Origin of the sequence: Kineosporia mesophila, from assembly GCF_021129235.1 — a bacterium.
In the GTDB taxonomy this organism is placed as follows: domain Bacteria; phylum Actinomycetota; class Actinomycetes; order Actinomycetales; family Kineosporiaceae; genus Kineosporia; species Kineosporia mesophila.
Window position 1 is genome coordinate 164,901 of the sequence record NZ_JAJOMA010000010.1, and the last position, 24,768, is coordinate 189,668.

A 24,768-nucleotide genomic window follows, 5' to 3' on the forward strand; every position below is an offset into this window, starting at 1 on the left:
CGATCTGCCGGTTCGGTCCCGGTGCCGGTGGATTTGTTCTTGATCGTTTCGCGGGCCGGACCGGGCCCCGGTTCATCCGTTCCGGCCCGGACGCACGACAGCCGGGGGAGCGCCAGCCGCCGACAGGGTGACTCGCTGATGAAGGACGAAGTGGCCCCCTCGTCCTTGGGTGATCATGAAAAGAGTCCCCGGCGTTCGTGAACGCCGGGGACACTTTTCATGATCATCGTTAGGGAGGTGGTTCAGCGGTCGGTCTCGGGCCCCGGTTCCCGCAGCGGTGCGAGAGCCCGTGCCAGTCGCCGGGTCTCGATCGCCTGGGCGAGAAGTACCGCCGACTCCCGTACGGGTGGGTACACGGCCGACAGGTCGCGCTGACTGAAGGGTTCGCCCTCGTCTCCCCGCGCCATCACGACAACGACGCGCACATCGGGCATCGGCAGTGCGAGCAGGTGCCGCCAGGCCGCCAGGGGAGCGCCCGCCAGCTGCTGCCGCACGATGTCGGTGTCGTCGATCAGCACCGCCCGCCCGCCCGCGCCGATCTCGGTGATCAGCCAGTGCGTGTCGTTCAGCTCCAGGCGGCGTTCGGCCGGGCGCAGCCCGACACCACCGCTGACCCGCCAGAGCGGGCCGTCCGGCACCAGCACGGCGGCGGCGTCGGCGGAGGCCCGCTCGATCACGTCGTCGGCCAGCACCTGCGAGGTGTCACTGACGCCGTACAGCTCGCTCGTGCGCTCGGCCAGCATCCGGATCAGGTCGCCGGTGCGCAGGGCGGGCTCGCCGTCGGGGCCCGGGCGCAGGCTCGCGGCGGCCTCGGCGTCCAGCCGGCGCTCGAGGGCGCTGACCGGGAAGCCATAGGGATCAGTGCGCGGGCCCAGCGGGTCGGTGACCAGACCGCGACCGGGGGTGCGCGGTGAGTTCTCGGCCGGGCCGGTGCGTCGCTGGAACTTGCGCGGCCGGTCACCCAGGCGCTGCATGCGCCGGTTGGCCGCCATGTTGCCGCTCAGGTTGATGCTGCCGGTCTCCGGCGCCGGCGCGGGACGCCAGCGACTGGGGGCGGACTGACCGTCCTGACCCGCCGGTGCGGCCGGGTTCTGGTCGCGCTGTGGGGCGGGCCGGTGACCGGTCGGGGGCTGCTCGGAGAACGGGCGCACCACTGGCGAGGAGTACGACAGACCGGCGACCTGGGAGGCGGTCACCTCGATCGCCTCGGTCGGCGGACGCGGGATCTGCGGACGCGGGCCCATCGGGCGGTTGCGGTCGTGCTGCGGGCTGCCGAACCGCTCCATCGACTGGGTCTGCTGCAAGCGGCGGGCCGCGATCTGCTGACCGAGCCGGCCCGTGCTGGGTGACATCGGGCCGGTGGCCGGGGCGTTCGGCTCGACGGGCGCCGGGGGCGCCTTCTGCACGGCCCTGGCCGCCGCGATGTCGGCCGGGCCGGGAGCCGGGCCGGTCTCGGGCGGCGCGGCCTTCACGGCCGGCTGGCCGGCCTTCGTCCGGGCCGGACCGGGCCGGGACGCGTTATGGGTGGGCGACGCCGCCGGGGCGACCGAAACGTCTACCATTGTCGGCTTTTCGGTGGATGTGGGAACGGTGGGTACCCGCACGGTCTCCTCGTCGTCCGCCGCGGAGGAGGCGGGAACCGGAGCGACCGCGGGCCGGGAGACCGGCGGCATCGCACCGGCCGGCTCGACGATGAACTCGTCCGGGTCGCCGTCGAGCAGTACCCCCACCCCACGGTGCAGCGCCTGCCGGGTGATCGGCAGCGGCACCACGTGGACACCCTCGACCTGCTGCGCCTCGACCTGCTCCCACTCCGGCTGATAGCCGGAGATCAGCATGACCGGGATGGCCTGCTCGTCCTCACGCAGTGAGTTGACCGTGTTGACGGCGAGTACCGGGTCGCCCACGTCGAGCACGAGCACGTCGAAACCCTCGACCTGGGGCAGGTGCTGCTCCAGGTCGTCGGCCGAGCGTTCGTCCACCTCATGCAGATCGGTGAGCCGCATCCCGAGCGCGAGCGAACGGGAGATGATCAGCAGTCGCGCCATCCGCCCTCACATACCTCGGAACTGTTCGAAGATCTTGATCCCGGCCGGGCCCATGACCACGATAAACAAGGCCGGCAGGATGCAGAAAATCAGGGGGAAGAGAATTTTGACCGGCACCTGCTGTGCCTTCTCCTCTGCCCGCTGGCTTCTCTTGACCCTCATCTCCTTCGACTGCACTCGCAGTACTCCGGCGACGGGGATCCCCAACGTATCGGCCTGAACCATAGCGGCGACGAAGATCCGCAGCTCCTCGACGTCCGTGCGATCGGCCAGGGCCCTCAAGGCGTCGAGCCTTCCGGTGCCCAGCTGCATCTCCTGGAGCACGCGGAAGAGCTCTTTCGCCAGCGGCCCGTCACTGCTGCGGGCGACCTGCGCGAGCGCGGCATCAAAGGCCAGACCTGCTTCGACGGAGATCGTGAGCAGGTCGATCGCGTCCGGCAGCTCGCGCCGGACGAGCTCCGTGCGGTCGTACCCGACCTGATAGATCCACAACGAGGGAGCGAACCAGCCGAGAGCTGAGAGCCCGCTGAATGTGAGCAGCATCCCACGGAGCCCTGCTCCGAACAGGGGAGGGAGGGCCAGGCCCAGTAATGCGCCGGTCACCAGGCCCAGGGCCTTCAGTCCTAACACCCGGTCGACGTCCCACCCCGGGGGGTTACCGGCCAGGTCCAGGCGAACCCGGATCCGCTCGATCCGGCCGTCGGTGGTCAGCTTCCGCCCGGCCCCGGAGAACCGCCGGACGAGCGGCGCGACGACCCGCTCGGTGAAGGGCACCTGGAGCTCGGTCCGGCGCAACGGCACCGGCACCGCCCGGAACTTCTCCAGCAGGGCCCGGCGGGTGCGGGCGGCGTGGCGCTGCTCACCCGTCAGCAGCAGCACGGCGAAGATCCCGGCCAGACCGGCCAGCAGCACGACCAGACCGGCGAGCAGCAGGGTCATACGTCCACCCGGATCACCTTGGACATCCAGAACCCGCCGACGGCCAGCGAGAACACCCCGAACCCGAGCAGCGCGAGGCCCAGCGGGGTGCTGAACAGCGGATCGATGTACTCCGGCCGGGCCACCATCAGGTAGAGGGCGAACACCACCGGCAGCGCGGCCAGGATGATCCCCGAGAGCTTGCCCTCGGCCGACAGCGCCGCCACCTGACGGCGCAGGCGCTCGCGTTCGCGCAGGGTCTCCGCGACCGAGCCGAGCAGTTCGGCCAGGTTGCCGCCGACCTCGCGCTGGATCCGGATGGCCATGACCACCCAGGAGAAGTCCCGGCTGTTCGTACGGGTGGCGATCCCGTCCAGCGCGTCCTCGGCCGGCATCCCCAGCCGGGTCTCGATCAGGGCCCGGCTGAACTCGCCACGGATCGGGGCGTGCGACTCACGCACCACCGAGTCGATGGCCTGCGGGAGCGAGTAGCCCACGGCCAGGCCGCCGGCCAGCAGTTGCAGCGTGTCGGGCAGCTGGGCCAGGAACCGGGCCTCGCGCCGGGCCTTCGCCGCCAGCAGCACCCCCCACGGCACGACCAGGCCGAGGAACAGGCCGGCCACGGCGGCGGCCGGGCGGCCCCGGGCGATCACGGCGAGCAGCAGCGCGGTGCCGACCGCGGCGCTGACGTGCAGCAGCATCCACTCGCCGGTGCGCAGGGGCAGCCCGGCCGACTCCAGCCGGGCGTCCAGCGCGCGGTCGACCCGGCCGGTGCGGGCCACGCGGTCCATCAGCCCGACCGCCGAACGGGTCAGCGGGCCGTCGCCCAGACCGGACGAGCCGGCGTCGAGGGCGGGCGCCGGTCCCGGGCGGCGGGAGGCCGCCGAGTAGACCGAGATCCGCCGCAGCACCTCCGTCTCCTGCCGTCCGGCGCCGGTCAGGGCACCGACGGTCAGGAAGATCAGGAGGGCGAGGGCGGCGAAGAGCAGCAGCAGACCGATGAGCATCACGGGGCGTCCCCCTCGAAGGCATCCAGATCGAGGTGGACACCCGCGCGGGACAGCTTCTCCCGGAAGGCCGGGAACACACCGGTCCAGCGCAGCCCGCCCCCGGCGTAGTCGTAGCGGAACAGGTCCTGCAGGATGATCAGGTCGTTCTCCAGACCCCTCACCTCGGCCACCCCGGTGATGCGGCGGGTGCCGTCGGGGAAGCGGGCCTGCTGCACGATCAGGTCGATCGCGCTCGACACCTGCTCGCGGATCGCCTTGACCGGCAGGTCCATCCCGGCCATCAGCACCATCGTCTCGACCCGGGACAGCACGTCGCGCGGGGTGTTGGCGTGCACCGTGCAGATCGAGCCGTCGTGGCCCACATTCATCGCCTGGAGCATGTCCAGCGCGGCGGCGTCGCGGATCTCGCCGACGATGATCCGGTCGGGCCGCATCCGCAGCGCGTTACGCACCAGCTGGCGGATCGAGATCTCGCCCTTGCCCTCGATGTTCGGCGGCCGTGACTCCAGGCGCAGCACGTGGTCCTGGTGCAGCTGGAGCTCGGCGGCGTCCTCGATCGTGACCACTCGCTCGGTCGGCGGGATGAAGCCCGAGAGCACGTTCAGCGTGGTCGTCTTGCCCGCCCCGGTACCGCCGCTGACCAGGATGTTCAGCCGGCCACGCACACACGTCGCGAGCACCCCGGCGACCTCCCGCGTCAGTGTGCCGAACTGGATCAGGTCGTCCACCTCGAACGGGTCGGCCGCGAACTTCCGGATCGTCAGCAGCGACCCGTCCACCGCCAGCGGCGGGATGATCGCGTTGACCCGGCTGCCGTCCTGCAACCGCGCGTCCACCATCGGGCTCGCCTCGTCGACCCGCCGCCCGACCCGCCCGACGATCTTGTCGATGGTGCGCCGCAGGTGCGCCTCGTCGGCGAAACGGCCGTCCACCGGGAAAATCTGGCCCCGGCGCTCGATGTAGATCTGGTCCGGCCCGTTGACCATGATCTCGGTGATCTCCGGGTCGCGCAGGTAGGGCTCGACCGGGCCGTAACCCAGGATGTCGTCGGCGATCTCCTGCGCGATGCGGGCGCGGTCGGTCACCGTCAGCGGGATCTGCCCGGCCTGCAACACCTCCTGCAGGGTGGTCCGCACCCGCTGCTCCAGCTCGGGCTGGCTCAGCCGGGAGTCGTAGAGCTTCGGGCCCAGGCTCTCCAGCAGCGTGACGTGCACGGTGCGGCGCAGGTCGGCGAACGGGTCGGCCCGGCGGCGCGGACGCGGTGCCTGCGGCCGGGACGTGCGCCCGGCGGGCGTCAGGTCGGTGCGCTCCAGCCGGGCCTGGGCCAGACGGTCGGCCAGGCTCATCGCAGGAACCGTCGCCGTCGGGGCCGCCGCTGTGCCCCGACCCCGATCACCTCGTCCTGCGCGAACTGGGCGATCGCCTGGCTGACGGGGTGCCGAGGGTCGTCCTGCACGATCGGCACGCCCCGGTTCACCGAGGCCGGCACGTCGCGTGAGCTGGGGATCTGCCCGGCCAGGGGCATCACCGCGGTCTTCTCCACCTCGGCGTGACTGATGCCCACCCGGGAGTCGGAGCGGTTCAGCACCAGCCGCAGCCGGTCGCGGGGATACCCCAGCTCGATCAGGGTCTCCACAGTGATCTTCAGCGTCTTCAGGGCCGGTACGTCGGGAGTGACGATCAGGGTGATCAGGTCGGAGACGTCGAGGGCCGCCAGCACCTGATCGTCGAACGCGGGTGGGGTGTCGACCACGACGTAGTCGAACTCGTCGCGCAGCACGTCGAGCAGGTGCGCGATGAGTTTCGGCGAAATCGATTCCGCCGTGCCCGGTTCGGTCGGCGCGACGATCGCGCTGAGCCCGGCCGAGTGCTGGGTGAGGATCGCCGCGACCGCCGAGGAGTCGATGTCGCCGCCCAGCGGCACCGCGTCGGCGATGGTGTGGGCGGGGAACAGCTGCATCGCGATGGCGACGTCGCCGAAGGCCAGGTCGAGGTCGACCACACAGACCCGGCGATGGCCCCGGTCGGCCAGCGTGGCCGCGAGATTGACCGCCAGCACGGTCTTCCCGGAGCCGCCCTTGGCCGCGAACACCGTCAGCACGCGGCCGCGCCGGGTGCCCGCCTTCTCCGGGAGCGGCTGGTCGGGCCCGGGGGAGCGGTTCAGGCTGCGCCGCAGCTCGGTGCGCAGCTGAAGACTGTCGCGGTGGTCGATCACCGCGGACATCCGCGCGCGCAGGGCCTCTTGCAGCAGCGGCGTGGTGATCTCGTGCCGCACCAGGATCACCTCCACCCCGGGCCGGTGGGCCCGGGTGAAGTGCGCGACCTCGAACGCCTCGTCGTCGGCCAGATCGGGCCCGAGTACCAGGGTGTCGTCGTCGGACATCACCTCCACGTGGTCGCGCAGGTCCACGACCTCGCTGAACACCGGCCCGACGCTGCCGCTGTCGACGGCCAGCGCGGCCCCGACCGGGGGATGCGGGTCGAAGAAGACCGCCGTGCCGCGCATCAGTCGTTCCTCTGGTCGGAGGTCACGTCGCGGCTGGGGATGACGGCGAAGTACAGCAGCTGCTGGCGCCCCACGGCCCCGATGACGGCCTGCGCCACCTTCGGGCTCACCGACAGCCCGACGACCGAGGAGGGCACGGTGCCGGAGCCGACGCGGTTGGTCCCGTCCGGCCCGGCGGCCCCCGATTCCCGCAGCGTGCCGCCGATCGAGATCACCCGGGCCTGCCGGACCAGTTGCTGGGCCTGCCCGTCGGCGTCCAGGTAGTAGATGCGCACCATCGACCCGATCCCGAGCAGGCTGACCGCCCGGTTGGGATCTTGCAGCAACACGTCGACGCCGAGTTCGCCCTGGTGGATGGCGGCTTCGGCCTGGGCGCCGGGGCGCCCGAGATCGCGGGTGTCGAGCGTGGTGCCCTCGAGGATGTCGGTCAGGGCGGCCCGCCCGGTCGCCGCGTCCGGGTCGGTGACGCTCGTGGTCGGCTCGTCGCGCACGCGCATCTCCCGCGTGGTCAGGTCACCGGCGGCGATCGTGGTGCCCTGCGCGATCTTCCGGGCCGCGACCAGGTAGAGCGCGGTGGCCTCGTCGCCGGCCGCGCGCTCGTCCGCCTGCCGCACGTAGACCGCGACCAGGGCGGTGCCGACCGCGGCCAGCAGGACCGACGTGATCAGGAGAAGTGTGCGTCGTCCCATCCCTGCCCGTCCCGTCGTTTCTGTTCGTCGGGATGGCAGTCTGTCGCATCCCGGATCCGTGGAAGTGCTGTGCTGTAGCGGTGCGATGGTGGCGCTCACCCCGGCCGGCTGTCCAAATCACTGGTCAGGAGAGCTTCTTTGGGCATGCCGGAACCCAGGTAAGGGCCCACCGAGCCCGAGCCGGACACCACGGCCGGGAGGTATCCGGGATCGATCACGTACCCCTCCAGTCCTGTGAGATACCCCTGTTCCCAGAGAAGTCCCCGGCCGGGGGAGTCGCCGTCGATCCAGATATACCGGAAAGACGTTATTTTTTCTAAGTTTTCGTCGTCCATCACCGGAAGTACGGCCAGGCGGTGGCTACGCACCGCGGCCGCGGTGATCCAGCCCCGTTCGGTGGGGCTCGCCGTGCTGCCGCGTTGCAGAAGAGACTTGAGGGACGACACGCTCCCGTAGCGCTGATCGATCAGGTGGGCGCTCCTGAACAGGTCGGTGGCGTCCACGTTCGGGTACCCGTTCGTGGTCAGGGTGCCGTGGCCGGTGTCGCCGATGAGACGACCCGGACGGTTGCCCTCGCTCTGGAGCAGTCCCTTCGTCAGTGCGTCCGAGATCTCCGGTGTGGAAGTGAGGTTCAGGAGGCTGTCGAGTACCGGCGGCGTGGGGCCGGAGCGGATGCTCCGCTCGAGATCGCCGACGTTGAGGATCGGGAGCGGGCTGTCGCAGGTGATCGGGTCGGTCGCGGGTGGGCTGCCGGTGTAGGTGAGGGTGAGGGGGGCGGTGGTGAAAATGGTGGACGAGCGTCCCCGGCGTCCGTGGGCCCGGATCTCCACCGTGGACCCGGGCTCACCCGGTGGGACGGTGATCCGGTACGTCCGCCACCCCGTGCGCACCGCGACCATCGAGCGTTCGGTGCCCCCGGGCGTCCTCCCTTCAAAACTCACACCCCGCAGTCGTGACCAGGAGCTGGAGGTCAGGGTGACGGACGCGTCGGCCCCGGTGGCGGGAACACCGTCGGGGAAGCGGGTGCGCAGGGTGAGGCGAACGGGGGACGAGGTGCCTGTGGACGCGGAGAGGCTTCCGGATTCCTCGGTGAGGGCCGGTTCCCCGGCGATGCAGAAGGTCCCCCGGGCCACGTCGTCCGGCGTGAGGGCGAAGGGCAGCAGCCCCGATCCGAGCGGTGTGCCGACCCGGGCCGTGGCCGAACGCTGGATCTTCGCCGAGTCGAACCCGAGCACCCCGGCCAGGCCGAACTGCACGGTGGCGGGCGGCAGCAGGACGCGCAGGGCCTGACTCGGGGTGGACAGGTCGCTCACCACGTCCGAGGCCGTGACCGCGCCGTCCGCGTCGGGGTCGGCGAAGAAGGTGAGCTCGCCGTTGGTGGGGTCGCCGTCGGTCCACTGGGCCGCCGTGATCCCGCCCGCCGGGCACAGGTCACCGGTCTCCTCGCCGGAGGCGCAGACGGCGGACAGTGTGGTGGTGAGCTGATCGATCGCCCCCTCCGGCTCGTTGATCACCGGCAGCCCCTTGGCCCCCGCGAGTGCCAGGCGGTCGGCCAGCGACTGTAAATCGTTCTGCCGCAGATGGGCCTGGCCCAGGTCGACCGCCAGGGCCGCGATGCCGAGCAGGAACGTCGAGACGGCCAGCGTGACCACGATCGCGATCACCCCCGATTCGGGCCGGGACACGTGGAGAATCGGCACGGCCATCAGCTTCCGCAGCCGGTGAGGTCGGCGCTCAGCACGCTCTGCACGGTCGCGGTGGAGCTGCGCGTGATCGTGCTGGGGAAGGGGATGAGGGGGATGCCGATGTCGAACGGCCTGTAGGTGGCTGTGACCCGTACCTGGCCGAGGATCCGCTCGGGAACCGTGGTGACCGTGCTGTCGTCGCGCAGCCATTCCAGCTGCACGCTGCTGACATCGGCCGGGCTGAGCCCGTTCTCGCTGACCTCCCGGGTGAGGAGCCGGTCGAGGGCGGCGCAGTCGGTGATACCGGTCGACGCGTTGCGGCTGGTCTCGTCGAGCGCGGCGCCGAACGACTGGAGCTGGAAGAGCCCGTAGCCGTACTGGATCACGCCGAACAGGAACAACAGGAGAAGCGGCAGCACCAGGGCGAACTCGACGGCGACGGCGCCCTGGTCGGCCGTGGTCACGGCGTTCTTGGGTTCTGCGAGGCGCACCACGACCCTCCCTGCCCGATCCGTGCTCACTTTGCGCAGTCATCCGGTGTCGGACAGTCTGCACCATCTCCGGAGCACTTAGGGCAGGGCTGACGAGATCAGTGGGGCTTGTGTCAATTTTGTGGGGGAATGGGACTCAATTTTTCTGAACGAAGAGGGGTTTTCCCGTATTTTTTGGCCGACCCGCTCGTGGGCGGATCAGGAGTAGAGCGCGTCCAGGTCGGCCGAGAAGTCCTTGAGGATCACGGCGCGCCGCAGGCTCTGCTTGGGCGTGAGGTGCCCCGACTCCTCGGTCAGGTCGACGGTGAGCACCCGGAACTTGCGCACCGACTCGGCCCGGCTGACCAGGCCGTTGGCCTTGTCCACGGCACTCTGGAGCTCGGCCAGCACGTCCGGGTCCTTGGTGGCCGCGGCGACGTCGAGCGCGGGCTTGCCGCGGTTCGTCAGCCAGGTCGGCAGCATCTCCTCGTCGAGGGTGATGAGGGCACCGATGAACGGTTTCTGGTCACCGACGACGATGCACTGCGAGATCAGCGGGTTGCTGCGCATCGCGTCTTCCAGCACGGTGGGGATGACGTTCTTGCCGTTGGCGGTCACGATCATCTCCTTCTTCCGGCCGGTGATGGACAGGAAGCCGTCGGCGTCGAGAGCGCCCAGGTCGCCGGTGCCGAACCAGCCGTCGTGCAGCGCGTCCGACGTGGCCTGCGGGTTGTTCGCGTAGCCGTGCATCACGCCGACGCCGAAGGCCTCGATCTCGCCGTCGTCACCGATGCGGACGCCCATGCCCGGCAGAGGACGCCCGACGGTGCCGATCCGGTTCTCGGCCGGGGTGTTGCAGCTGACCGGCGCGGTGGTCTCGGTCAGGCCCCAGCCCTCGAGCACCGGCATGCCGATACCGCGGAAGAAGTGGCTGAGGTCTTTCCCCAGCGGGGCCCCGCCGGAGACCGAGGCCCGCAGCGTGCCACCGGTGGCCGCGCGCAGCTTCGCGTAGACCAGCCGGTCGAAGACCGTGTGCTGCAGCTTCAGGCCCAGACCGGGGCCGGAGGCGTCGAGGGCCTGGCTGTAGCTGATCGCGACCCGGGCCGCGCGGGCGAAGATCCTGCCCCGGCCCGACCCCATCGCCCGGGCCTCGGCGCCGTTGTAGATCTTCTCGAACACCCGGGGCACGGCCAGCAAGAAGGTCGGCTTGAAACCGTCCAGGTCGGAGAGCAGGTTCGAGGTGGTCGGCGTGTGGCCCATGGTGGCGCCGGTGACCAGGCACAGCGCCTGGATGTAGCGGGCGAAGACGTGAGCCAGCGGCAGGAACAGCAGAGTGCTGGCCCGGTGGTCGACCAGGTCGCCGAAGGCCTCCAGGGCCGAGCGGCCGCCGGCCACGAAGTTGCTGTGCGTGAGCTCACAGCCCTTGGGGCGGCCGGTGGTGCCGGAGGTGTAGATGAGCGTCAGCACCGTGTCCAGGCGCGCGTGGTGGCGGCGCGCGTGGATCACGTCGTCGGGCACGTCCGCGCCCAGCTCGGCGAGGGTTGTGACCGCACCGTCGTCGATGGTCAGCACCTCGCGCAGGGAGCTGAGACCGTCCCGCAGCTGCCCCACGGTCTCGCGGTGCGCAGCGGTCTCCACCACGATCGCGACCGCGCCGGAGTCGGACAGGATCCAGCGCACCTGCTCGGGCGACGAGGTCTCGTACACCGGTACGCTGACGGCGCCCGCGAACCAGATGGCCACGTCGAGCAGCGTCCACTCGTAACGGGTCCGGGCCATCAGGGCGACGCGGTCGCCGGGCTGCACCCCCAGGGAGACCAGGCCCTTGGCCGAGGCGAGGACCTCACCGAGGAACTCGGCGGACGTCACGTCCTGCCAGGCGCCGGCGACGTGACGACGGAACGCCACGTGGGTGGGCCGTTGTTCGGCGTTGCCCACCACGACGTCGCAGAGGTTCTCCTCGTCGTCGAGGTGGAACTGCCGGGGGACGATGATCTCTCGCACACGCCGAGCCTATGCTGCGCGTCCGGTTTATTCCGAGTCCTGGTCGGGGTTTCTCGGCGACCGCACGGCGCAAACCGTGACGAAGGTCCGCGAACGGTATGCCGGCCGAAGTTCGTGCCACCCGGTATCGCGTCCCCCGGATCACCTCCCGGCTCAAGCTCCTGGCCCCGGCCGCCGAGGTAGTCGCCGTGACCGCCTCCCCACCTCCACCGCAGACGACCGGCGGCCCGCTGCGCTGCCGTCAGTGCGGTGCCCGGCTCACGCCGGGGGTCGAGTGGTGCTCGCTGTGCCTGACCCCGACGGCGGTGGCCGCGGTGATTGAGGACGAGGTTCGAGGCGGTCCCGAGGGGGCGGCTCCCGGGGAGGTCCCGCCGGCGGCGGGTGAGGTCGTGTGGCCCTCGGAACGGCGTAAGGGACGGCACGTGCGCGATCCCGGACCCGGTGAGGAACCCGCGGAACTGGTGGCCGGGCTGGCCCGGGACGAGTCGGCGAACCGTCCCGCCGTGGCCGTGATGAAGGCCCACCTGGCGCTCGGGCAGTTGCCGGGAGGAAAATACGCGATCGCGTTCGGCGGCGGTCTGCTGCTGCTCGTGCTCCTGATGGCCGGGCTGACGGTGCTGGGGTTGCTGGTCTGAAACAGCTCTGACACAGGTGCGACCGTGCGCGGCGGTGCTGGTGTGAGTTGGGCGGTAACGTTCAGAACCACCCCTCCCGATCAGCAGTCAGAGCCAGAGAAGGGCCCACATGGCCGACCAGACCGAGTCGAGCGTCGTCATCGACTCACAGCCGGGGGATGTCCTCGGTGTCATCGCCGACTTCGAGCGCTATCCCGAATGGACCGGCGCCGTGAAGGAGGTCGAGGTGCTCGACCGGCTGCCCGACGGCCGGGCCGCCAAGGTGCGGTTCATCCTCGACGCGGGCGCGGTGCGCGACACCTACTCCCTCGACTACACCTGGGACGTCGAGGACGACGGCACCGGCGAACTGTCCTGGAAACTCGACCAGTCCGGCGTGATGAAGGCCATGGACGGCAGCTACCGGCTCACGCCGACCCCGGCCGGCACCCAGGTCACCTACTGCCTGGCCATCGACCTGCGGATCCCGATGCTGGGCATGCTGCGCCGCAAGGCCGAGAAGACGATCATCGACACGGCCCTCCAGGAGCTCAAGAAGCACGTGGAGTCCTGACCGGTGCGCCTCGTGGTGTTCACCGGTAAAGGTGGGGTGGGGAAGACCACGACGGCCGCCGCGACTGCTGCCCACGCGGCCTCCCAGGGGGTGAAAACCCTGGTGATGTCCGCAGATCCGGCACACGCACTGGCCGATCAGCTGGGTCTGCCCCTACGGCCGCAGCCGTCCGAGGTGGCGGCCGGGCTGTTCGCGTCGCAGGTGGATCCGCACCGGGTGGCGCAGCGGCTCTGGGAACCGGCCCGGCGCCCGGCCCTGGACGCCCTGGACGACCTGGGCGTCGACCCGCTCGCCGCCGAGGACCTCACCGACCTGCCCGGCCTGGACGACCTGCTCACTCTGCTGGCCGTGCGCGAGGAGACCCGGGACGGCCCCTGGGACCTGGTCGTCGTCGACTGCGCTCCCTCCGCCGCGGCCTTCCGCCTGCTCGCGACGCCCGGCCGGCTGGGCCGGCTGCTGGCCCGGCTGCTGCCGATGGAACGGCGTCTCGACCGGCTCAGCGCCCGCGGGATGGAGGGCGATCCCCTGGTGGACGCCGTCGAGCGGCTCACCGGGGAACTGGCCGGCCTGCGCTCGATGCTCGTGGACGGGAGCACCTCGGTGCGGCTGGTCCTGACCCCCGAGGCGAGCGCCCTGGCCCAGACGCGGCGCCTGTACACCGCCCTGACGATGTCCGGGTTCACCGTCGACGCCGTCGTGGTGAACCGGATCTTCCCGACGGGCCCACCCGCGTCCACCATTGGCCGGGCGACGGGCCAGCCGACCGACTGGCTGGACAGCTGGAGGCGCTCGCAGGAGGCCGTGCTGGCCGGCATCGCCTCGGCGTTCGACCCGGTACCGGTGCTGCGGCTGGCGTACGCGCCCGCCGAGCCCCAGGGGCCGGGGCAGCTGGCCCGCCTGGGGCTGGAGCTCTACGGCGACCGGCCGGCGCCGGCCCCGACCGGGCCGGCGGCTCCTCGGGTGGAGCGCACCGACACCGGTTTCAGCCTGCGCCTGGAGATGCCGCTGGCCCGCCGCGAGACGCTCGACCTGGGACGCCGGGGCGACGACCTGGTCGTCACCGTCGACGGCTACCGGCAGGTGCTGCCACTTCCGGGGGTGCTGCGCCGCTGCCGGGTCGAGAACGCCACGCTGCGGGAGGGGACGCTGGCGGTCGCGTTCGTGCCCGATCCGGCCGAGTTTCCCTCCCGATGGATGTGATCCGGCTGTGAGTCATCGTCACCTCGATCCCGGCCCCCTCACCGCCGGTCTGCCCGCCGGATGGGCGCACGACGCCGGCCAGGCCATCACCGCGCTCCAGGACGCCCTGGCCTCCGACGACGGCGAGGGCACCACCTGCCCGGTCTGCCTCGGTGCGACCCTGGTCCGCGATCACGGGCCCGGCCTGCTCGACCGGGTCTCGACGCTGACGGCCGGACTGGCGCAGGTCCTGCGCGAGGCCGCCCCGGAAGAGAGTTCGGCGGGCGTTCCGGGAGAAACCGGACCGACGGACGACCGGCAGGAGGGTGTTCGGGGGACCTTGCCCACCCACCGACCGGAGCCGCCCACTACCGTTCGGATCGACGTCTCTGACTGAGCGCCGGCACTGACCGTCCCGGGAAGACCGGGACCCGCACACTGAACAAGGGGTATCCGATCGTGGAACTGACCATCGGGGTGGACGTCGGCGGAACGAAGATCGCCGCCGGCGTCGTGGACGCCGACGGGCGGATTCTCGAGCGGCTGCGTGTACCGACCCCGGAGAGCGTCGACGCGATCGACGCCAGCATCGCCGAGGCCGTCGAGCAGCTGAAGCAGACCGAGACAGGTCGTCAGGTCGCCGCCGTGGGTGTCGCCGCGGCCGGCTTCGTGAACGAGCACCGCACCGTCGTGCGCTTCGCGCCGAACATCGCCTGGCGTGAGCACCCGCTGGCCGAGGCCGTGGGCAAGCGGGCCGGGCTGCCGGTGATCGTCGAGAACGACGCCAACGCCGCGGCCTGGGCCGAGTACCGCTTCGGCGCGGGCCGGGGTTCCACCGACGTCGCGACCGTCACCGTCGGCACCGGCGTGGGCGGCGGCATCGTGCTCGACGGCCAGCTGATCCGCGGCGCCTACGGCATCGCGGCCGAGATCGGCCACCTGCGGGTCGTGCCGAACGGGCGCGCCTGCGGCTGCGGCCAGACCGGCTGCTGGGAGCAGTACGCCTCCGGCCGGGCCCTGGCCCGCTCGGCGTTCGAGCTGGCCATCCGCGACCCGAAGGCCGCGGCCCCACTGATCGAGGCCGCCGGCGGCAAGATCGACGGGCTGGTCGGCAGCATGATCACCGAGGTCGCCCTGAGCGGTGACCCGGCCGCGATCGGCCTGTTCAGCGAGCTGGGCCGCTGGCTCGGCGAGGGCATCGCGGCCCTGGCCAACGTGCTCGACCCGGCCGTCGTGGTGATCGGCGGCGGCGTGGCCGAGGTCGGCGACCTGCTGCTCGAGCCCGCCCGCAAGGCCTACACGCTGCACCTGTCCGGTGGCGCCAACCGTCCCCACCTGCAGATCCGCCCGGCCCTGATGGGCAACGACGCCGGCATCATCGGCGCGGCCGATCTGGCGCGGTCGCGGTGACCGACACCGCGGGGGGCCTCGCCATCGGTGTGGACATCGGGGGTACGAAGGTGGCCGCCGGGGTGGTGGACACCAGCGGTGCGGTGATCGCCCGCGCCCGCCGGGCGACGCCGTCCCGGCACGCGGACGCCCGGGTGGTCGAGGCGACCATCGCCGACGTGGTCGACGAATTGCGGCAGGGCCGCGAGATCACCGGTGTCGGCATCGGCGCGGCCGGTTTCGTCGACGCCGACCGCGCCCGGGTGCTGTTCGCCCCGCACCTGGCGTGGCGCAACGAGCCGCTGCGCGACGGCGTGGCGGCGGCCGTCGGCCTGCCGGTGGTCGTCGAGAACGACGCCAACGCCGCGGCCTGGGCGGAGTGGCGCTTCGGCGCCGGGCGCGCGGAGTCCCGGCTGGTCATGGTCACGCTCGGCACCGGCATCGGTGGCGGCATGGTCTTCGACGGCGTGATCCAGCGCGGCCGCTACGGGATGGCCGGCGAGTTCGGGCACATGGTGGTCGTGCCCGACGGCCGTCGCTGCGAGTGCGGTAACCGCGGATGCCTGGAGCAGTACGCCTCGGGCAACGTGCTCGGCCGCGAGGCCCGCGAGATGGCGGCGGCCGGCTCGCCGGTCACCGTGCCCCTCGTACAGCGTGTGAAGGGCGACCACTCGGCCCTGGTCGGGCCGCTCATCACCGAGGCCGCGATGGACGGCGACCCGGCCGCGGTCGAGCTGTTCCACGAGGTCGGTAACTGGCTCGGCATCGGCCTGGCCAACCTGGCCGCGGCTCTCGACCCGGGCCTGTTCGTCATCGGCGGCGGGGTCTCCGACGCCGACGACCTGCTGCTCGCCCCGGCCCGGGCGTCCTTCCGCCGCACCCTGACCGGCCGCGGGTTCCGGCCGTTCGCCTCCATCGTGAAGGCCGATCTGGGTCCCGAGGCAGGACTGGTCGGCGCCGCCGACCTGGCGCGACGTCAGGCAGCCGCACTGGCCGGGGAGTGACATTGGAGCCAGGACCACGGATCCGCGTGATGAGCTGGAACCTTCAGCACCTCCAGGGCGACCCCCTGGCGGTGCACCGGGTGGTGCAGGCCGCCGCGCCCGACGTGCTGTGCGTCCAGGAGGGACCGCGCTTCCCGGGCTCCGACCGGCAGTTCCAGCGCCTGGCCGGAGCCTGCGGTCTGCACCACCTGGCCGGGGGACGAGTCGCGGGCAGCAACGCGATCTTCGTCTCCGGCCGGGTGCGGGCCCGCGACGTCGGGGCCTTCACCTTCCCCCTCGGGCACTGGCGAGACAACCGGCGCGGTGCCGTCCTGGCCACCGTGCAGCCGATCGTCGGTGGTGACCCGCTGCGCATCGCCTCGGTGCACCTGCCGCTCGACGGCCGGCAGCGGCTGGCCCACGTGCGCTCGCTGTCGCGGCAGCTACGGGACTTCGGTCTGCCGGCGGTGCTGGCCGGAGACCTGAACGAGCCCCCCGGTGGCGCGTCCTGGGAGGCGCTGGAACCGCTCGTCACCGACCCGGCGCCGGATGCGCCCGTCACCTACTCCACGGCGTCACCGCGCCGGCGCATCGACGCGATCCTCGCCGGGCGGGGCATCGAGGTGCTCGAATACGGCGCGTGGAGCCCGGACCCGGCCGATGCCCGGCGCGCCAGCGACCACCTGCCGGTGGTCGCCGAGCTACGGGTACTGGCCTCTTAGACCACTGCGCCGTCGTCACCGTCGTCGTCCCGGTGCTTGGGCATCCGGGCGACGAGCGTGACGAAACCACCGGCGAAACAGGCCAGCGACACCAGTACATACATCTGCGGGGCGCTGCGCCAGGCGACCACGGAGATGAGCAGGAACAGCGGCCCGCCGATCACCGCGGCCCAGGCCAGACGGCTCAGCAGGTCGCCCTTGGGCAGGGGCGGGGGCTCGGGCGGCTCGAAGCGGTGCTCGGGCTCGGGCGTGGGGGAGAAGTCCCGGGGCCCGGCGCCGCGCAGTTCCTCGGGCATCTCGTCGGGGTCGTACTCGTCCAGCGGGCCGAGATCGCGCACCTCACGGTTGCCGAGCAGCGGGTCCTTGACCGGGAAGTCCCAGTCGTTGCCCCACTCCGGCCCGGGCGCGCGGCCGGGGGCCGGCGGGGCGTCGGTCTCGTCCTCGTAGTGCCGCCGGGTCTCGGCGGCCTCCTCGGCCGTCGGCCAGGAGGTGGGCGGCTCCTCGCCCCAGCCCGCCACGATCTCGGCGAAGCGGGCGTCGACGTCGAGGTTCTCACCGTCGCCGGGGCGCCCGGCGTCGGCCGGCTCACCCTTCGAGGGGGTGTGCTCGGTGTCGCCGTCGTGGTCGGGCGGGTCTCCGGCGGTGCTCATCGCACGCCTTCCGTGGTCCGTGTCGTGGGCTGGGTACCGACGGCGAGTTCGTCGATGAAGGTCAGGCTGCGCCCGAGGATCTCGCCGGCGTCGTTGTCGATCGTCGCCACGTGATAACTGTCTCGCAGGATCACTTCGCCGGCGCGGGCCGAGGTCACCCGGTCAAGGATGAGAGCACTGCTGCTGGCCGGCACGACGTGGTCCTCGCTTGATCGGAAGAGCAGCACGGGCTGGCTCACCGCGGGCAGGTCCGCGGCCACCGAGCGGAAGCCGCGCAGCATCGAGTGTAAGGCGTGGGGCGGAATCCGGCCGTAGGCGTCTTCCTGCGTGCCGGGCCGTTTCACGTCGTTACCGACAGGCGGTAGCCACGGCAGTACCCACCGCAGCGCGGGCAGGGCCGCCAGCCGCCGGTCGTCCAGATGCACCGCGGGGTTGACGAGAATCACTCCGTCCACTCCCGGGAGCGGCCCGGGATTCATCGCCGGACCGTATTTCTGGGCCAGTCGCAGGGCCAGGGCGCCGCCCATCGACAGACCGCCCACGACCACCACCCGGCAGGACCGGCGCAGGTCATGGAAAGCCGCGTCGACCTCCGCGTACCAGTCGGACCAGCCGGTCAGGGCCAGGTCGCGCGGGCTGGTGCCGTGGCCCGGCAGACGGGGCAGACGCACCGTACGACCGGCCTCGGCCAGACCTTCGGCCCAGCTCAGGAGGCTGGAGGGGTTGCCGGTGAAGCCATGGCAGAGCAGCACCCCGACGTCGTCGCCGTCCCGGGCGAAGGGCTCGGCTCCCGGACGGACGGTCACGGCGGCTCCCTCGTCGATCATTGGGCCAGATCGCCATCGTTACACGGACCCGGGCACTTATCGAGTGGTTCGGCGATCGGCGAACAAGTGGGCGAGGTACGCGTTCACGTCAAGTCCGGCGAGCCGCCCGATCCGCGCCAAGCGGATTTGACGACCACGCATCTTGGCGGTCCGGGGCGCAACAATGGATAGTGTGCGTCGGTCGGGTGAGGCGTCCCCGGCCGGCCGGGTCGCGGTGGCCCGGTGCGCGCACGCGCACTGGCACGCGGTCAAGGAGGTGGCGATGCTCTACTGGCTGCTGCGGCGCGTTCTTCTCGGCCCTCTCATCCGGGTGCTGTACAAGCCGTGGGTCAAAGGCCTGGAGAACATCCCGAAGAAGGGCCCGGTCATCCTGGCCAGCAATCACCTGTCCTTCTCGGACCATTTCTTCCTGCCCCTGCACGTGAACCGGAAGATCACCTTCCTGGCCAAGGCCGAGTACTTCAACGGCCGGGGCGTCAAGGGACGTCTGACGGCCATGTTTTTCCGCGGTGTCGGCCAGATCCCGATCGAGCGCGCCGGGGGCCGGGCCTCCGAGGCCGCGCTGCGCACCGGGATGAAGGTGCTCGACAAGGGTGAGCTGCTGGGTATCTACCCGGAGGGCACGCGTTCGCCCGACGGCCGGCTGTACCGAGGCCGCACCGGTGTGGCCCGGATGGCCCTGGAGTCGGGGATCCCGGTCGTCCCGGTCGCGATGATCTCCACCTTCGAGGTGCAGCCCCCCGGCAAGCTCATCCCGCAGCTGCTGCCCAAGGGCAAGGTCGGCGTGGTGATCGGCGAGCCGCTGGACTTCTCCCGCTACGAGGGCATGAGCACCGACCGCTTCGTGCTGCGTTCGGTGACCGACGAGATCATGTACCAGCTGATGGTGCTGTCCAACCAGGAGTACGTGGACATCTACGCCGCCACGATGAAAGAGCGCCTGGCCGCGGCCAAGCGCAGTGGTGCCGACGTGGGCCTGCCCTCCGGTCACGCCGAGCTGGCGGTGACCCCGGGCGGGCACGGCGCCCCGGCCGAGGAGAGCTCCGAGGACGAGGCGAAGAAGGGCCGCAAGGTCAAGAAGGCGAAGAAGGACGACGACGCGGCCTGAGTGGCCGGCGTCACCGACCGGGCCCGCAACCGTCAGGGTGCGGGCCCGGCGCCCGTCCGGCCGGAGAATCTCCGGCCGGACGCCGTTCCCGGCGCGAAAAGTGATAATGCTGAAAGAGCTTGCGCCAGCCACGTAGTCTTGTCGTCGTGAGCGCCCCACTGCATCCCATCACCAGTGCCGATCTCTACCCCACGAGCACTCCGGACACGGCCGCCGCTGCTCTTGAGGCCGGGCTCGACCTGTGGCGTGACCTCCCCGCCGCACAGCAGCCCGCCTGGCCCGACCCGGCCGAGCTCGAGGCCGTGGCCACCGAGCTGGCCACCGTGCCGCCGCTGGTGTTCGCGGGGGAGTGCGACCTGCTGCGGGGCCAGCTGGCCGCCGCGGCGCGGGGCGAGGCATTTCTGCTCCAGGGCGGTGACTGCGCCGAGACCTTTGCCGAGGCCACGGCCGACCGCATCCGCAACAAGATCAAGACGATGCTGCAGATGGCCGTCGTCCTGACCTACGGCGCCAGCATGCCGGTGATCAAGCTCGGCCGGATGGCGGGGCAGTACTCCAAGCCGCGCAGCAGCACGATGGAGACGCGGCAGGGCGTGACCCTCCCTGCCTACCGCGGCGATGCCATCAACGGCTTCAGTTTCGACGAGGCGTCGCGCACGCCCGACCCCAGGCGGCTGCTGAAGGCGTACCACACGAGCAGTTCCACGCTGAACCTGATCCGCGCCTTCACCAAGGGTGGCTTCGCCGACCTGCGCCAGGTGCACGAGTGGAACCGCGGCTTCGTCAGCAGCCCGGCGAACGCCCGCTACGAGGCGATGGCCCGCGACATCGACCGCGCGATGAAGTTCATGATCGCGGCCGGTGGCGACTCCGACGCCCTGCGCACCGTCGACTTCTGGTCCAGCCACGAGGGTCTGCTGCTCGACTACGAGCGCGCCCTGACCCGCATCGACTCGCGCACGGGCTCGCCCTACAACGTGTCCGCGCACTTCGTCTGGATCGGCGAGCGCACCCGTCAGCTCGACGGTGCTCACGTCGACCTGATGTCGCGCGTGCGCAACCCGATCGGTGTGAAGATCGGCCCGACCACCACGCCCGACGACCTGATGCGCCTGGTCGACAAGCTCGACCCCGACCGCGAGCCGGGCCGTCTGACCCTGGTCAGCCGGATGGGCGCGGGCAAGATCCGCAGCAACCTGCCGGCCCTGGCCGAGACCACGAAGAAGGAGGGCCTGCCGGCTCTCTGGATCTGTGACCCGATGCACGGCAACACCTTCGAGTCGGCGTCGGGCTACAAGACGCGCCGCTTCGACGACGTGATGGACGAGGTGCGCGGCTTCTTCGAGGTACACAACGCCGTCGGCACCATCCCCGGTGGCCTGCACGTCGAGCTCACCGGTGACGACGTCACCGAGTGCATGGGGGGCGCCGAGCACATCGACGACGCCGATCTGGCCATGCGCTACGAGACGCTGTGCGACCCGCGCCTGAACCACCAGCAGTCGCTGGAGATGGCGTTCCTGGTGGCCGAGATGCTGACGGGCCGCTGAGGATGGCGCACCCCGTCGTCGACCTGCGCAGCGACACGCTGACCAGGCCGACCACCGGCATGCTCGAGGCCATTGCCACCGCTGAGGTGGGCGACGACGTCTACGGGGAAGACCCGGAGGTCAACGCCCTTGAGGCCGAGGTGGCGCAGCTGCTCGGACACGAGGCCGGGTTGTTCTGCCCGACCGGCTCGATGTCGAACATGCTCGGCGTGCGCGCCCTCGTGCCCGCCGGGCAGGAGATCATCTGCGACTCGCTGGCTCACATCGTGCGGGCCGAGCTGGGCGGCCACGCCGTGTTCGGTCAGGTCACCACGCGCACCTGGCAGTCCTCGCGGGGGCAGCTCGACGCGGACCAGGCGCTCGGTATGGCGGTGCCCGACGCCGGGCCGTACTTCGTCTCCACCGCCGCGATCGCCATCGAAGACACGCACAACTTCGGTGGCGGCACCGTGCAGTCCGTGGACGAGCTGCGCCGGTTGCGGGCCGGTGCGGCCGCTCTCGGACTGGACGTGCACATGGACGGTGCCCGTCTGTGGAACGCCCACGTGGCCACCGGCGTCCCCCTGTCGGAATACGGTTCGTTCGCCGACACGGTGTCGGTCTGCCTGTCGAAGGGCCTGGGCGCGCCCGTCGGCTCGTTGCTGGTGGCCAGCGCCGAGCGCATTGCCGAAGCCCGTATCTGGCGTAAGCGGATGGGTGGCGGCATGCGGCAGGTCGGCGTGCTGGCGGCGGCCGGCCGGTACGCGCTGAAGCACCACGTGGCAAGGCTCGCCGACGACCACGCCCGGGCCCGCACGATCGCGGAGGCTCTGGCCGGGGTCGACGACTCGATCGTCGAGCCGGAGCTGGTGCGCAGCAACATCGTCGCCTCCCGATGGCCGTCCGCGGCCGCTGCCCAGGCGTTCATCGCCGGTTGCGCCGACGAGGGCATCCGGGTCAGCGCGGTCGGGGCCCGGGTGGTCCGCCTGGTGACCCATCTCGACATCGACGAGAGCGGTGCGGGCCGGGCCACCGAGGCACTCCCGGCCATCGCGAAGCAGGCGCTGAACGTCTGAGTTGCCTTGGCGGACGAACGGCGCCGGTTCCCGAGGGAACCGGCGCCGTTGTCAGTGGTCGCTGCGCAACCGACTGTAAGACACCATGTCGTGCCACTCGCCGCGCCGGAACTGGGCGCCGCGCAGGATGCCTTCCCGGGTGAAACCGGCCTTCTCCAGAGCCTTCTGCTCGGCGAAGTTCTCCACATCGGTACTGGCCTCGACCCGGTGCACCGGGATGTGCCGGAACAGCCACTCGTAGGCCAGGCGCTGGGCGATCGAGCCGATGCCCTTCCCCCGCGAGCCCGGGGCGATGGAGATGCCGATGTTCAGGGCCTGGCTGCCGCGGTTGGGGCCGTAGCCCACCGGGTGCCAGCCGATCGAGCCGATCGGCAGGCCGTCGTGACAGATCAGGATGACACCCTCGTCCTCACCGAGCAGCCCGTCGGCGTACCAGCGATCCTGATAGGTGTTCTGGCGCCGGGCCATCGGCAGGAAATCGCCGAACTCGGTCTCGTGCTCCCGGTCGCCGCGCCATTGCTCCAGCAGGGGCAGGTCCTCCACGCCCACGGCGCGGAGGACCACATCCTTGTTCGTCACCAGGTCTTCAGAATGACCTTGGAACCGACGTCGGCCGGCCCGGTCACGCTCTGCTCGCGCACGGTGTTGGAGAACCCGAAGCCCTGGTGCTCCACCTGGAAGCCGAGGCCCTGAAGCGTGGCCTGGGCCTGGTTGATGTCCTGGCCCACCACGTTCGGCACCTCGACCTGGGCGGGCTGCTTGACCGTGTAGAGCTTCACCGTGCTGCCCTTGGCCACCTGCTGGCCGGTGGCCGCCGGTTCCTGCTGGGTCACGGTGCCGGGGTTGGGTCCGCCCTGCACGTAGTCCTGCTCGACCTGCTCGACCACGAGGCCCTTGCTCTCCAGCAGGGCCTTGGCCTGGTCGAAGTTCTGGTTCACCACGTTGTCGAGCGCCACCGGCTCGATGCCCTTGCTGATGACGAGCTTGACCTCGCGGCCCGGGGTGACCTTGTTGCCGGCGGTGGGTGCGCTGGCGATGACCTTGCCCTTTTCGACCTTGGCGCTGAACTTCTCCGTGGTCGTGCCGACCTTCAGGCCGGCGCCCTCGATGGCCTCCGTGGCCTTGTCGAGGGTCTTGCCCTTCACGTTGGGCACGGTCGTCATCTCCGGGCCCTTGCTGACGATCAGGGTCACGGTGCCGTTCTTCTTGACCTTGTCGCCACCGGCCGGGGTCGAGGAGATCACCATGCCGTTGGTGACGTCGCTGCTGAACTCCTCATTCACCTCGGCGGTGAGGCCCTGCACGACCACGACCCGCTGGGCGTCGGCCTGGAGCAGACCGGCCACGGCCGGTACCCGGACATAGGAGCCCGGGCCGCCGGAGAACCACCAGACACCGGTGAGCACCAGGGCCAGGACGATCAGCAAGCCGACAGCGGCGGTGATCGCCGTGCGGCGACGGTCGCCGCCGAAGTCGCCGGGAGGTGCCTCCTCGTCCTCGTGCACGCGCAGCCGCGGCAGCATCGGCTCCCGCGTCATGCCCCTCTCCTGACGCCGCGACAGGGCGCGGGTCGGTTGCGGGCCCTGGGCGGGCGCCGGCGCCGCACCGGGCACCGGCTGGTAGAGCGCGGTGGCCTGGTCGTCGGCGCCGGGCCGCACGGTCAGCTCGCTGCTGTTCGGTGAGATGACGCGCGTGGGTCCGGACGAGCCGAACTCCGGGTGCTCCGAGCGCGAGTAGACCGCGGTCTGATTGGCCGCAGCCGCCCCGGACATCGCCGAGCCGAATTCCTGCGTCACGTCGTCGATGTCGGTCGTCGGGCCGCGCAGCTCGTCGGCGTCGGCGGCGCGCACGTCGAGCAGCTCGGCGGGCACCGAGGCCCGGGTCATGCGCAGCTCGGTGAGCGCGGCGTCGGCCGTGGGCGGGCGCACGTCCGGATTGGTGTCGGTGAGCTTCAGCACCAGCGGGTCGAAAGCGCCGGTCAGGTTGGGCGCGATCGAGGTGGGGGTGGGCACCCGCTCGTAGACGTGGCGGTAGGCCACCTGCAGCGGGTCGTCGCCGGTGAACGGCTGACGGCCGGTGAGCAGCTCGAACAGGATGATGCCGGCGGCGTAGACGTCGGCCCGGGCGTCGGCGTGACCGTGGGCCACCAGCTCGGGGGACAGGTACGCGACGGTGCCGAGCAGCTCGTCGGTCGCAGCGGTGGCGATCGGCGCGGTGACGGCGGCGGCCAGGCCGAAGTCGGCGACCTTGATGCGCCCGTCGTCCGTGAGGATGACGTTCTCCGGCTTCACGTCGCGGTGCACGATGCCCGCCCGGTGGGCGGCGCCGAGCGCGGCGAGTACCGGTTCGAGCACGGAGACACTCTCGCGGGGCGTGAGCGCGCCACGTGCCGACAACACGTCACGCAGCGTGCGCCCCGGCAGGTACTCCATCGCGAGATAGAGCACGCCGGAGGTCTCGTCGGTGCCCTGGTCGAACACACCGACGACGTTCGGGTGGGAGAGCCTGGCGGCCGATCGGGCCTCACGCACGAACCGGGAGACGAACTCGGGGTCGTCAGCCAGGTTTTCGTGCATGACCTTGAGGGCGACCTCCCGGTCCAGCCTCCGGTCCACCGCGAGGTAGACCGTAGCCATGCCACCGCGCGCGATCCGTGACCGGACCAGGTACCGCCCGTCGACCAGCCGGCCGACCAGTGGATCCTGGAGTGTCATGTCCACGTTCGGCAGTCTAAGGCCGTCCGGGTTCGGCTCTGCCACATCCCGGGAATCCCGGTGGTCTCATCGT

23 protein-coding genes are annotated in these 24,768 nt (G+C 71.2%); 10 read left to right on the top strand and 13 right to left on the bottom strand.

Going from position 1 to position 24,768, the window contains the following annotated elements; translation table 11 throughout:
* Positions 1 to 242: 242 nt before the first annotated feature.
* The 9 genes from LR393_RS16135 to LR393_RS16175 all read right to left on the bottom strand — a co-directional run bounded on the left by LR393_RS16135 (position 243) and on the right by LR393_RS16175 (position 11,330).
* Positions 243 to 2,048: a DNA-binding transcriptional response regulator gene (locus LR393_RS16135; protein ID WP_231484745.1), complete on the bottom strand. Its 1,806-nt coding sequence runs from the start codon at positions 2,046 to 2,048 to the stop codon at positions 243 to 245.
* 6 nt (positions 2,049 to 2,054) lie between these two features.
* Entirely contained in the window at positions 2,055 to 2,987 is a 933-nt protein-coding gene (locus tag LR393_RS16140; protein WP_231484746.1) for a type II secretion system F family protein, read from the bottom strand.
* Positions 2,984 to 3,973, bottom strand: a complete 990-nt coding sequence (locus LR393_RS16145; RefSeq protein ID WP_231484840.1) for a type II secretion system F family protein — start codon at positions 3,971 to 3,973, stop codon at positions 2,984 to 2,986. Before LR393_RS16145 ends, LR393_RS16140 begins: the two co-directional genes overlap by 4 nt.
* Positions 3,973 to 5,322, bottom strand: coding sequence for a CpaF family protein (locus tag LR393_RS16150; protein ID WP_231484747.1), 1,350 nt, complete (start codon positions 5,320 to 5,322; stop codon positions 3,973 to 3,975). Before LR393_RS16150 ends, LR393_RS16145 begins: the two co-directional genes overlap by 1 nt.
* Positions 5,319 to 6,482, bottom strand: coding sequence for an AAA family ATPase (locus LR393_RS16155; RefSeq protein WP_231484748.1), 1,164 nt, complete (start codon positions 6,480 to 6,482; stop codon positions 5,319 to 5,321). The genes LR393_RS16150 and LR393_RS16155 overlap by 4 nt, the downstream gene beginning before the upstream one ends.
* Positions 6,482 to 7,171, bottom strand: coding sequence for an SAF domain-containing protein (locus LR393_RS16160; RefSeq protein WP_231484749.1), 690 nt, complete (start codon positions 7,169 to 7,171; stop codon positions 6,482 to 6,484). Before LR393_RS16160 ends, LR393_RS16155 begins: the two co-directional genes overlap by 1 nt.
* 95 nt (positions 7,172 to 7,266) lie before the next feature.
* Positions 7,267 to 8,871 carry a Tad domain-containing protein gene (locus tag LR393_RS16165; protein WP_231484750.1) on the bottom strand — a complete coding sequence of 535 codons (1,605 nt, stop codon included), beginning with the start codon at positions 8,869 to 8,871 and terminating at the stop codon, positions 7,267 to 7,269.
* 5 nt (positions 8,872 to 8,876) lie between these two features.
* A complete protein-coding gene (locus tag LR393_RS16170; RefSeq protein WP_231484751.1) occupies positions 8,877 to 9,347 on the bottom strand; it encodes a TadE/TadG family type IV pilus assembly protein in 471 nt (156 codons plus the stop codon).
* A 198-nt stretch (positions 9,348 to 9,545) separates the two neighbouring features.
* Positions 9,546 to 11,330 (bottom strand): AMP-dependent synthetase/ligase, encoded by a 1,785-nt coding sequence (locus LR393_RS16175; protein ID WP_231484752.1) that lies wholly within the window; start codon positions 11,328 to 11,330, stop codon positions 9,546 to 9,548.
* Between the two features lie 98 nt (positions 11,331 to 11,428).
* Between LR393_RS16175 and LR393_RS16180 the strand changes: the two genes are divergently transcribed.
* The 7 genes from LR393_RS16180 (at position 11,429) to LR393_RS16210 (ending at position 16,791) form a co-directional block, all read left to right on the top strand.
* Positions 11,429 to 11,965 (top strand): hypothetical protein, encoded by a 537-nt coding sequence (locus LR393_RS16180; RefSeq protein ID WP_231484753.1) that lies wholly within the window; start codon positions 11,429 to 11,431, stop codon positions 11,963 to 11,965.
* Positions 11,966 to 12,074: 109 nt separating this feature from the next.
* A complete protein-coding gene (locus LR393_RS16185; RefSeq protein WP_231484754.1) occupies positions 12,075 to 12,518 on the top strand; it encodes an SRPBCC family protein in 444 nt (147 codons plus the stop codon).
* Between the two features lie 3 nt (positions 12,519 to 12,521).
* On the top strand, positions 12,522 to 13,718 hold the full coding sequence (locus LR393_RS16190) for an ArsA family ATPase (RefSeq protein WP_231484755.1): 1,197 nt from the start codon (positions 12,522 to 12,524) through the stop codon (positions 13,716 to 13,718).
* Positions 13,719 to 13,725: 7 nt separating this feature from the next.
* Positions 13,726 to 14,094 (top strand): hypothetical protein, encoded by a 369-nt coding sequence (locus LR393_RS16195; RefSeq protein ID WP_231484756.1) that lies wholly within the window; start codon positions 13,726 to 13,728, stop codon positions 14,092 to 14,094.
* Between the two features lie 62 nt (positions 14,095 to 14,156).
* A complete protein-coding gene (locus LR393_RS16200) occupies positions 14,157 to 15,107 on the top strand; it encodes an ROK family glucokinase (protein ID WP_231484757.1) in 951 nt (316 codons plus the stop codon).
* Positions 15,104 to 16,090 (top strand): ROK family glucokinase, encoded by a 987-nt coding sequence (locus LR393_RS16205; protein ID WP_231484758.1) that lies wholly within the window; start codon positions 15,104 to 15,106, stop codon positions 16,088 to 16,090. The genes LR393_RS16200 and LR393_RS16205 overlap by 4 nt, the downstream gene beginning before the upstream one ends.
* A gap of 29 nt (positions 16,091 to 16,119) precedes the next feature.
* Positions 16,120 to 16,791, top strand: coding sequence for an endonuclease/exonuclease/phosphatase family protein (locus LR393_RS16210; RefSeq protein ID WP_231484759.1), 672 nt, complete (start codon positions 16,120 to 16,122; stop codon positions 16,789 to 16,791).
* Here the strand turns inward: LR393_RS16210 and LR393_RS16215 are convergent.
* Positions 16,788 to 17,441: a hypothetical protein gene (locus LR393_RS16215; RefSeq protein ID WP_231484760.1), complete on the bottom strand. Its 654-nt coding sequence runs from the start codon at positions 17,439 to 17,441 to the stop codon at positions 16,788 to 16,790. The genes LR393_RS16210 and LR393_RS16215 overlap by 4 nt on opposite strands.
* On the bottom strand, positions 17,438 to 18,247 hold the full coding sequence (locus tag LR393_RS16220; protein WP_231484761.1) for an alpha/beta hydrolase: 810 nt from the start codon (positions 18,245 to 18,247) through the stop codon (positions 17,438 to 17,440). The genes LR393_RS16215 and LR393_RS16220 overlap by 4 nt, the downstream gene beginning before the upstream one ends.
* A 283-nt stretch (positions 18,248 to 18,530) precedes the next feature.
* On the opposite strand from LR393_RS16220, the gene LR393_RS16225 reads away from it, so the two are divergent.
* The 3 genes from LR393_RS16225 (at position 18,531) to LR393_RS16235 (ending at position 21,981) form a co-directional block, all read left to right on the top strand.
* Entirely contained in the window at positions 18,531 to 19,376 is an 846-nt protein-coding gene (locus LR393_RS16225; RefSeq protein ID WP_269327355.1) for a lysophospholipid acyltransferase family protein, read from the top strand.
* A 167-nt stretch (positions 19,377 to 19,543) separates the two neighbouring features.
* Positions 19,544 to 20,926: a class II 3-deoxy-7-phosphoheptulonate synthase gene (locus tag LR393_RS16230; protein WP_407937325.1), complete on the top strand. Its 1,383-nt coding sequence runs from the start codon at positions 19,544 to 19,546 to the stop codon at positions 20,924 to 20,926.
* 2 nt (positions 20,927 to 20,928) lie between these two features.
* The gene (locus tag LR393_RS16235) at positions 20,929 to 21,981 is read left to right on the top strand and encodes a threonine aldolase family protein (RefSeq protein ID WP_231484764.1); all 1,053 of its coding nucleotides are present in this window, start codon (positions 20,929 to 20,931) and stop codon (positions 21,979 to 21,981) included.
* A 51-nt stretch (positions 21,982 to 22,032) separates the two neighbouring features.
* Here the strand turns inward: LR393_RS16235 and LR393_RS16240 are convergent, their stop codons facing one another.
* The gene (locus LR393_RS16240; RefSeq protein ID WP_231484765.1) at positions 22,033 to 22,560 is read right to left on the bottom strand and encodes a GNAT family N-acetyltransferase; all 528 of its coding nucleotides are present in this window, start codon (positions 22,558 to 22,560) and stop codon (positions 22,033 to 22,035) included.
* Positions 22,557 to 24,695, bottom strand: a complete 2,139-nt coding sequence (locus LR393_RS16245) for a Stk1 family PASTA domain-containing Ser/Thr kinase (protein ID WP_231484841.1) — start codon at positions 24,693 to 24,695, stop codon at positions 22,557 to 22,559. Before LR393_RS16245 ends, LR393_RS16240 begins: the two co-directional genes overlap by 4 nt.
* Positions 24,696 to 24,768 lie beyond the last annotated feature (73 nt).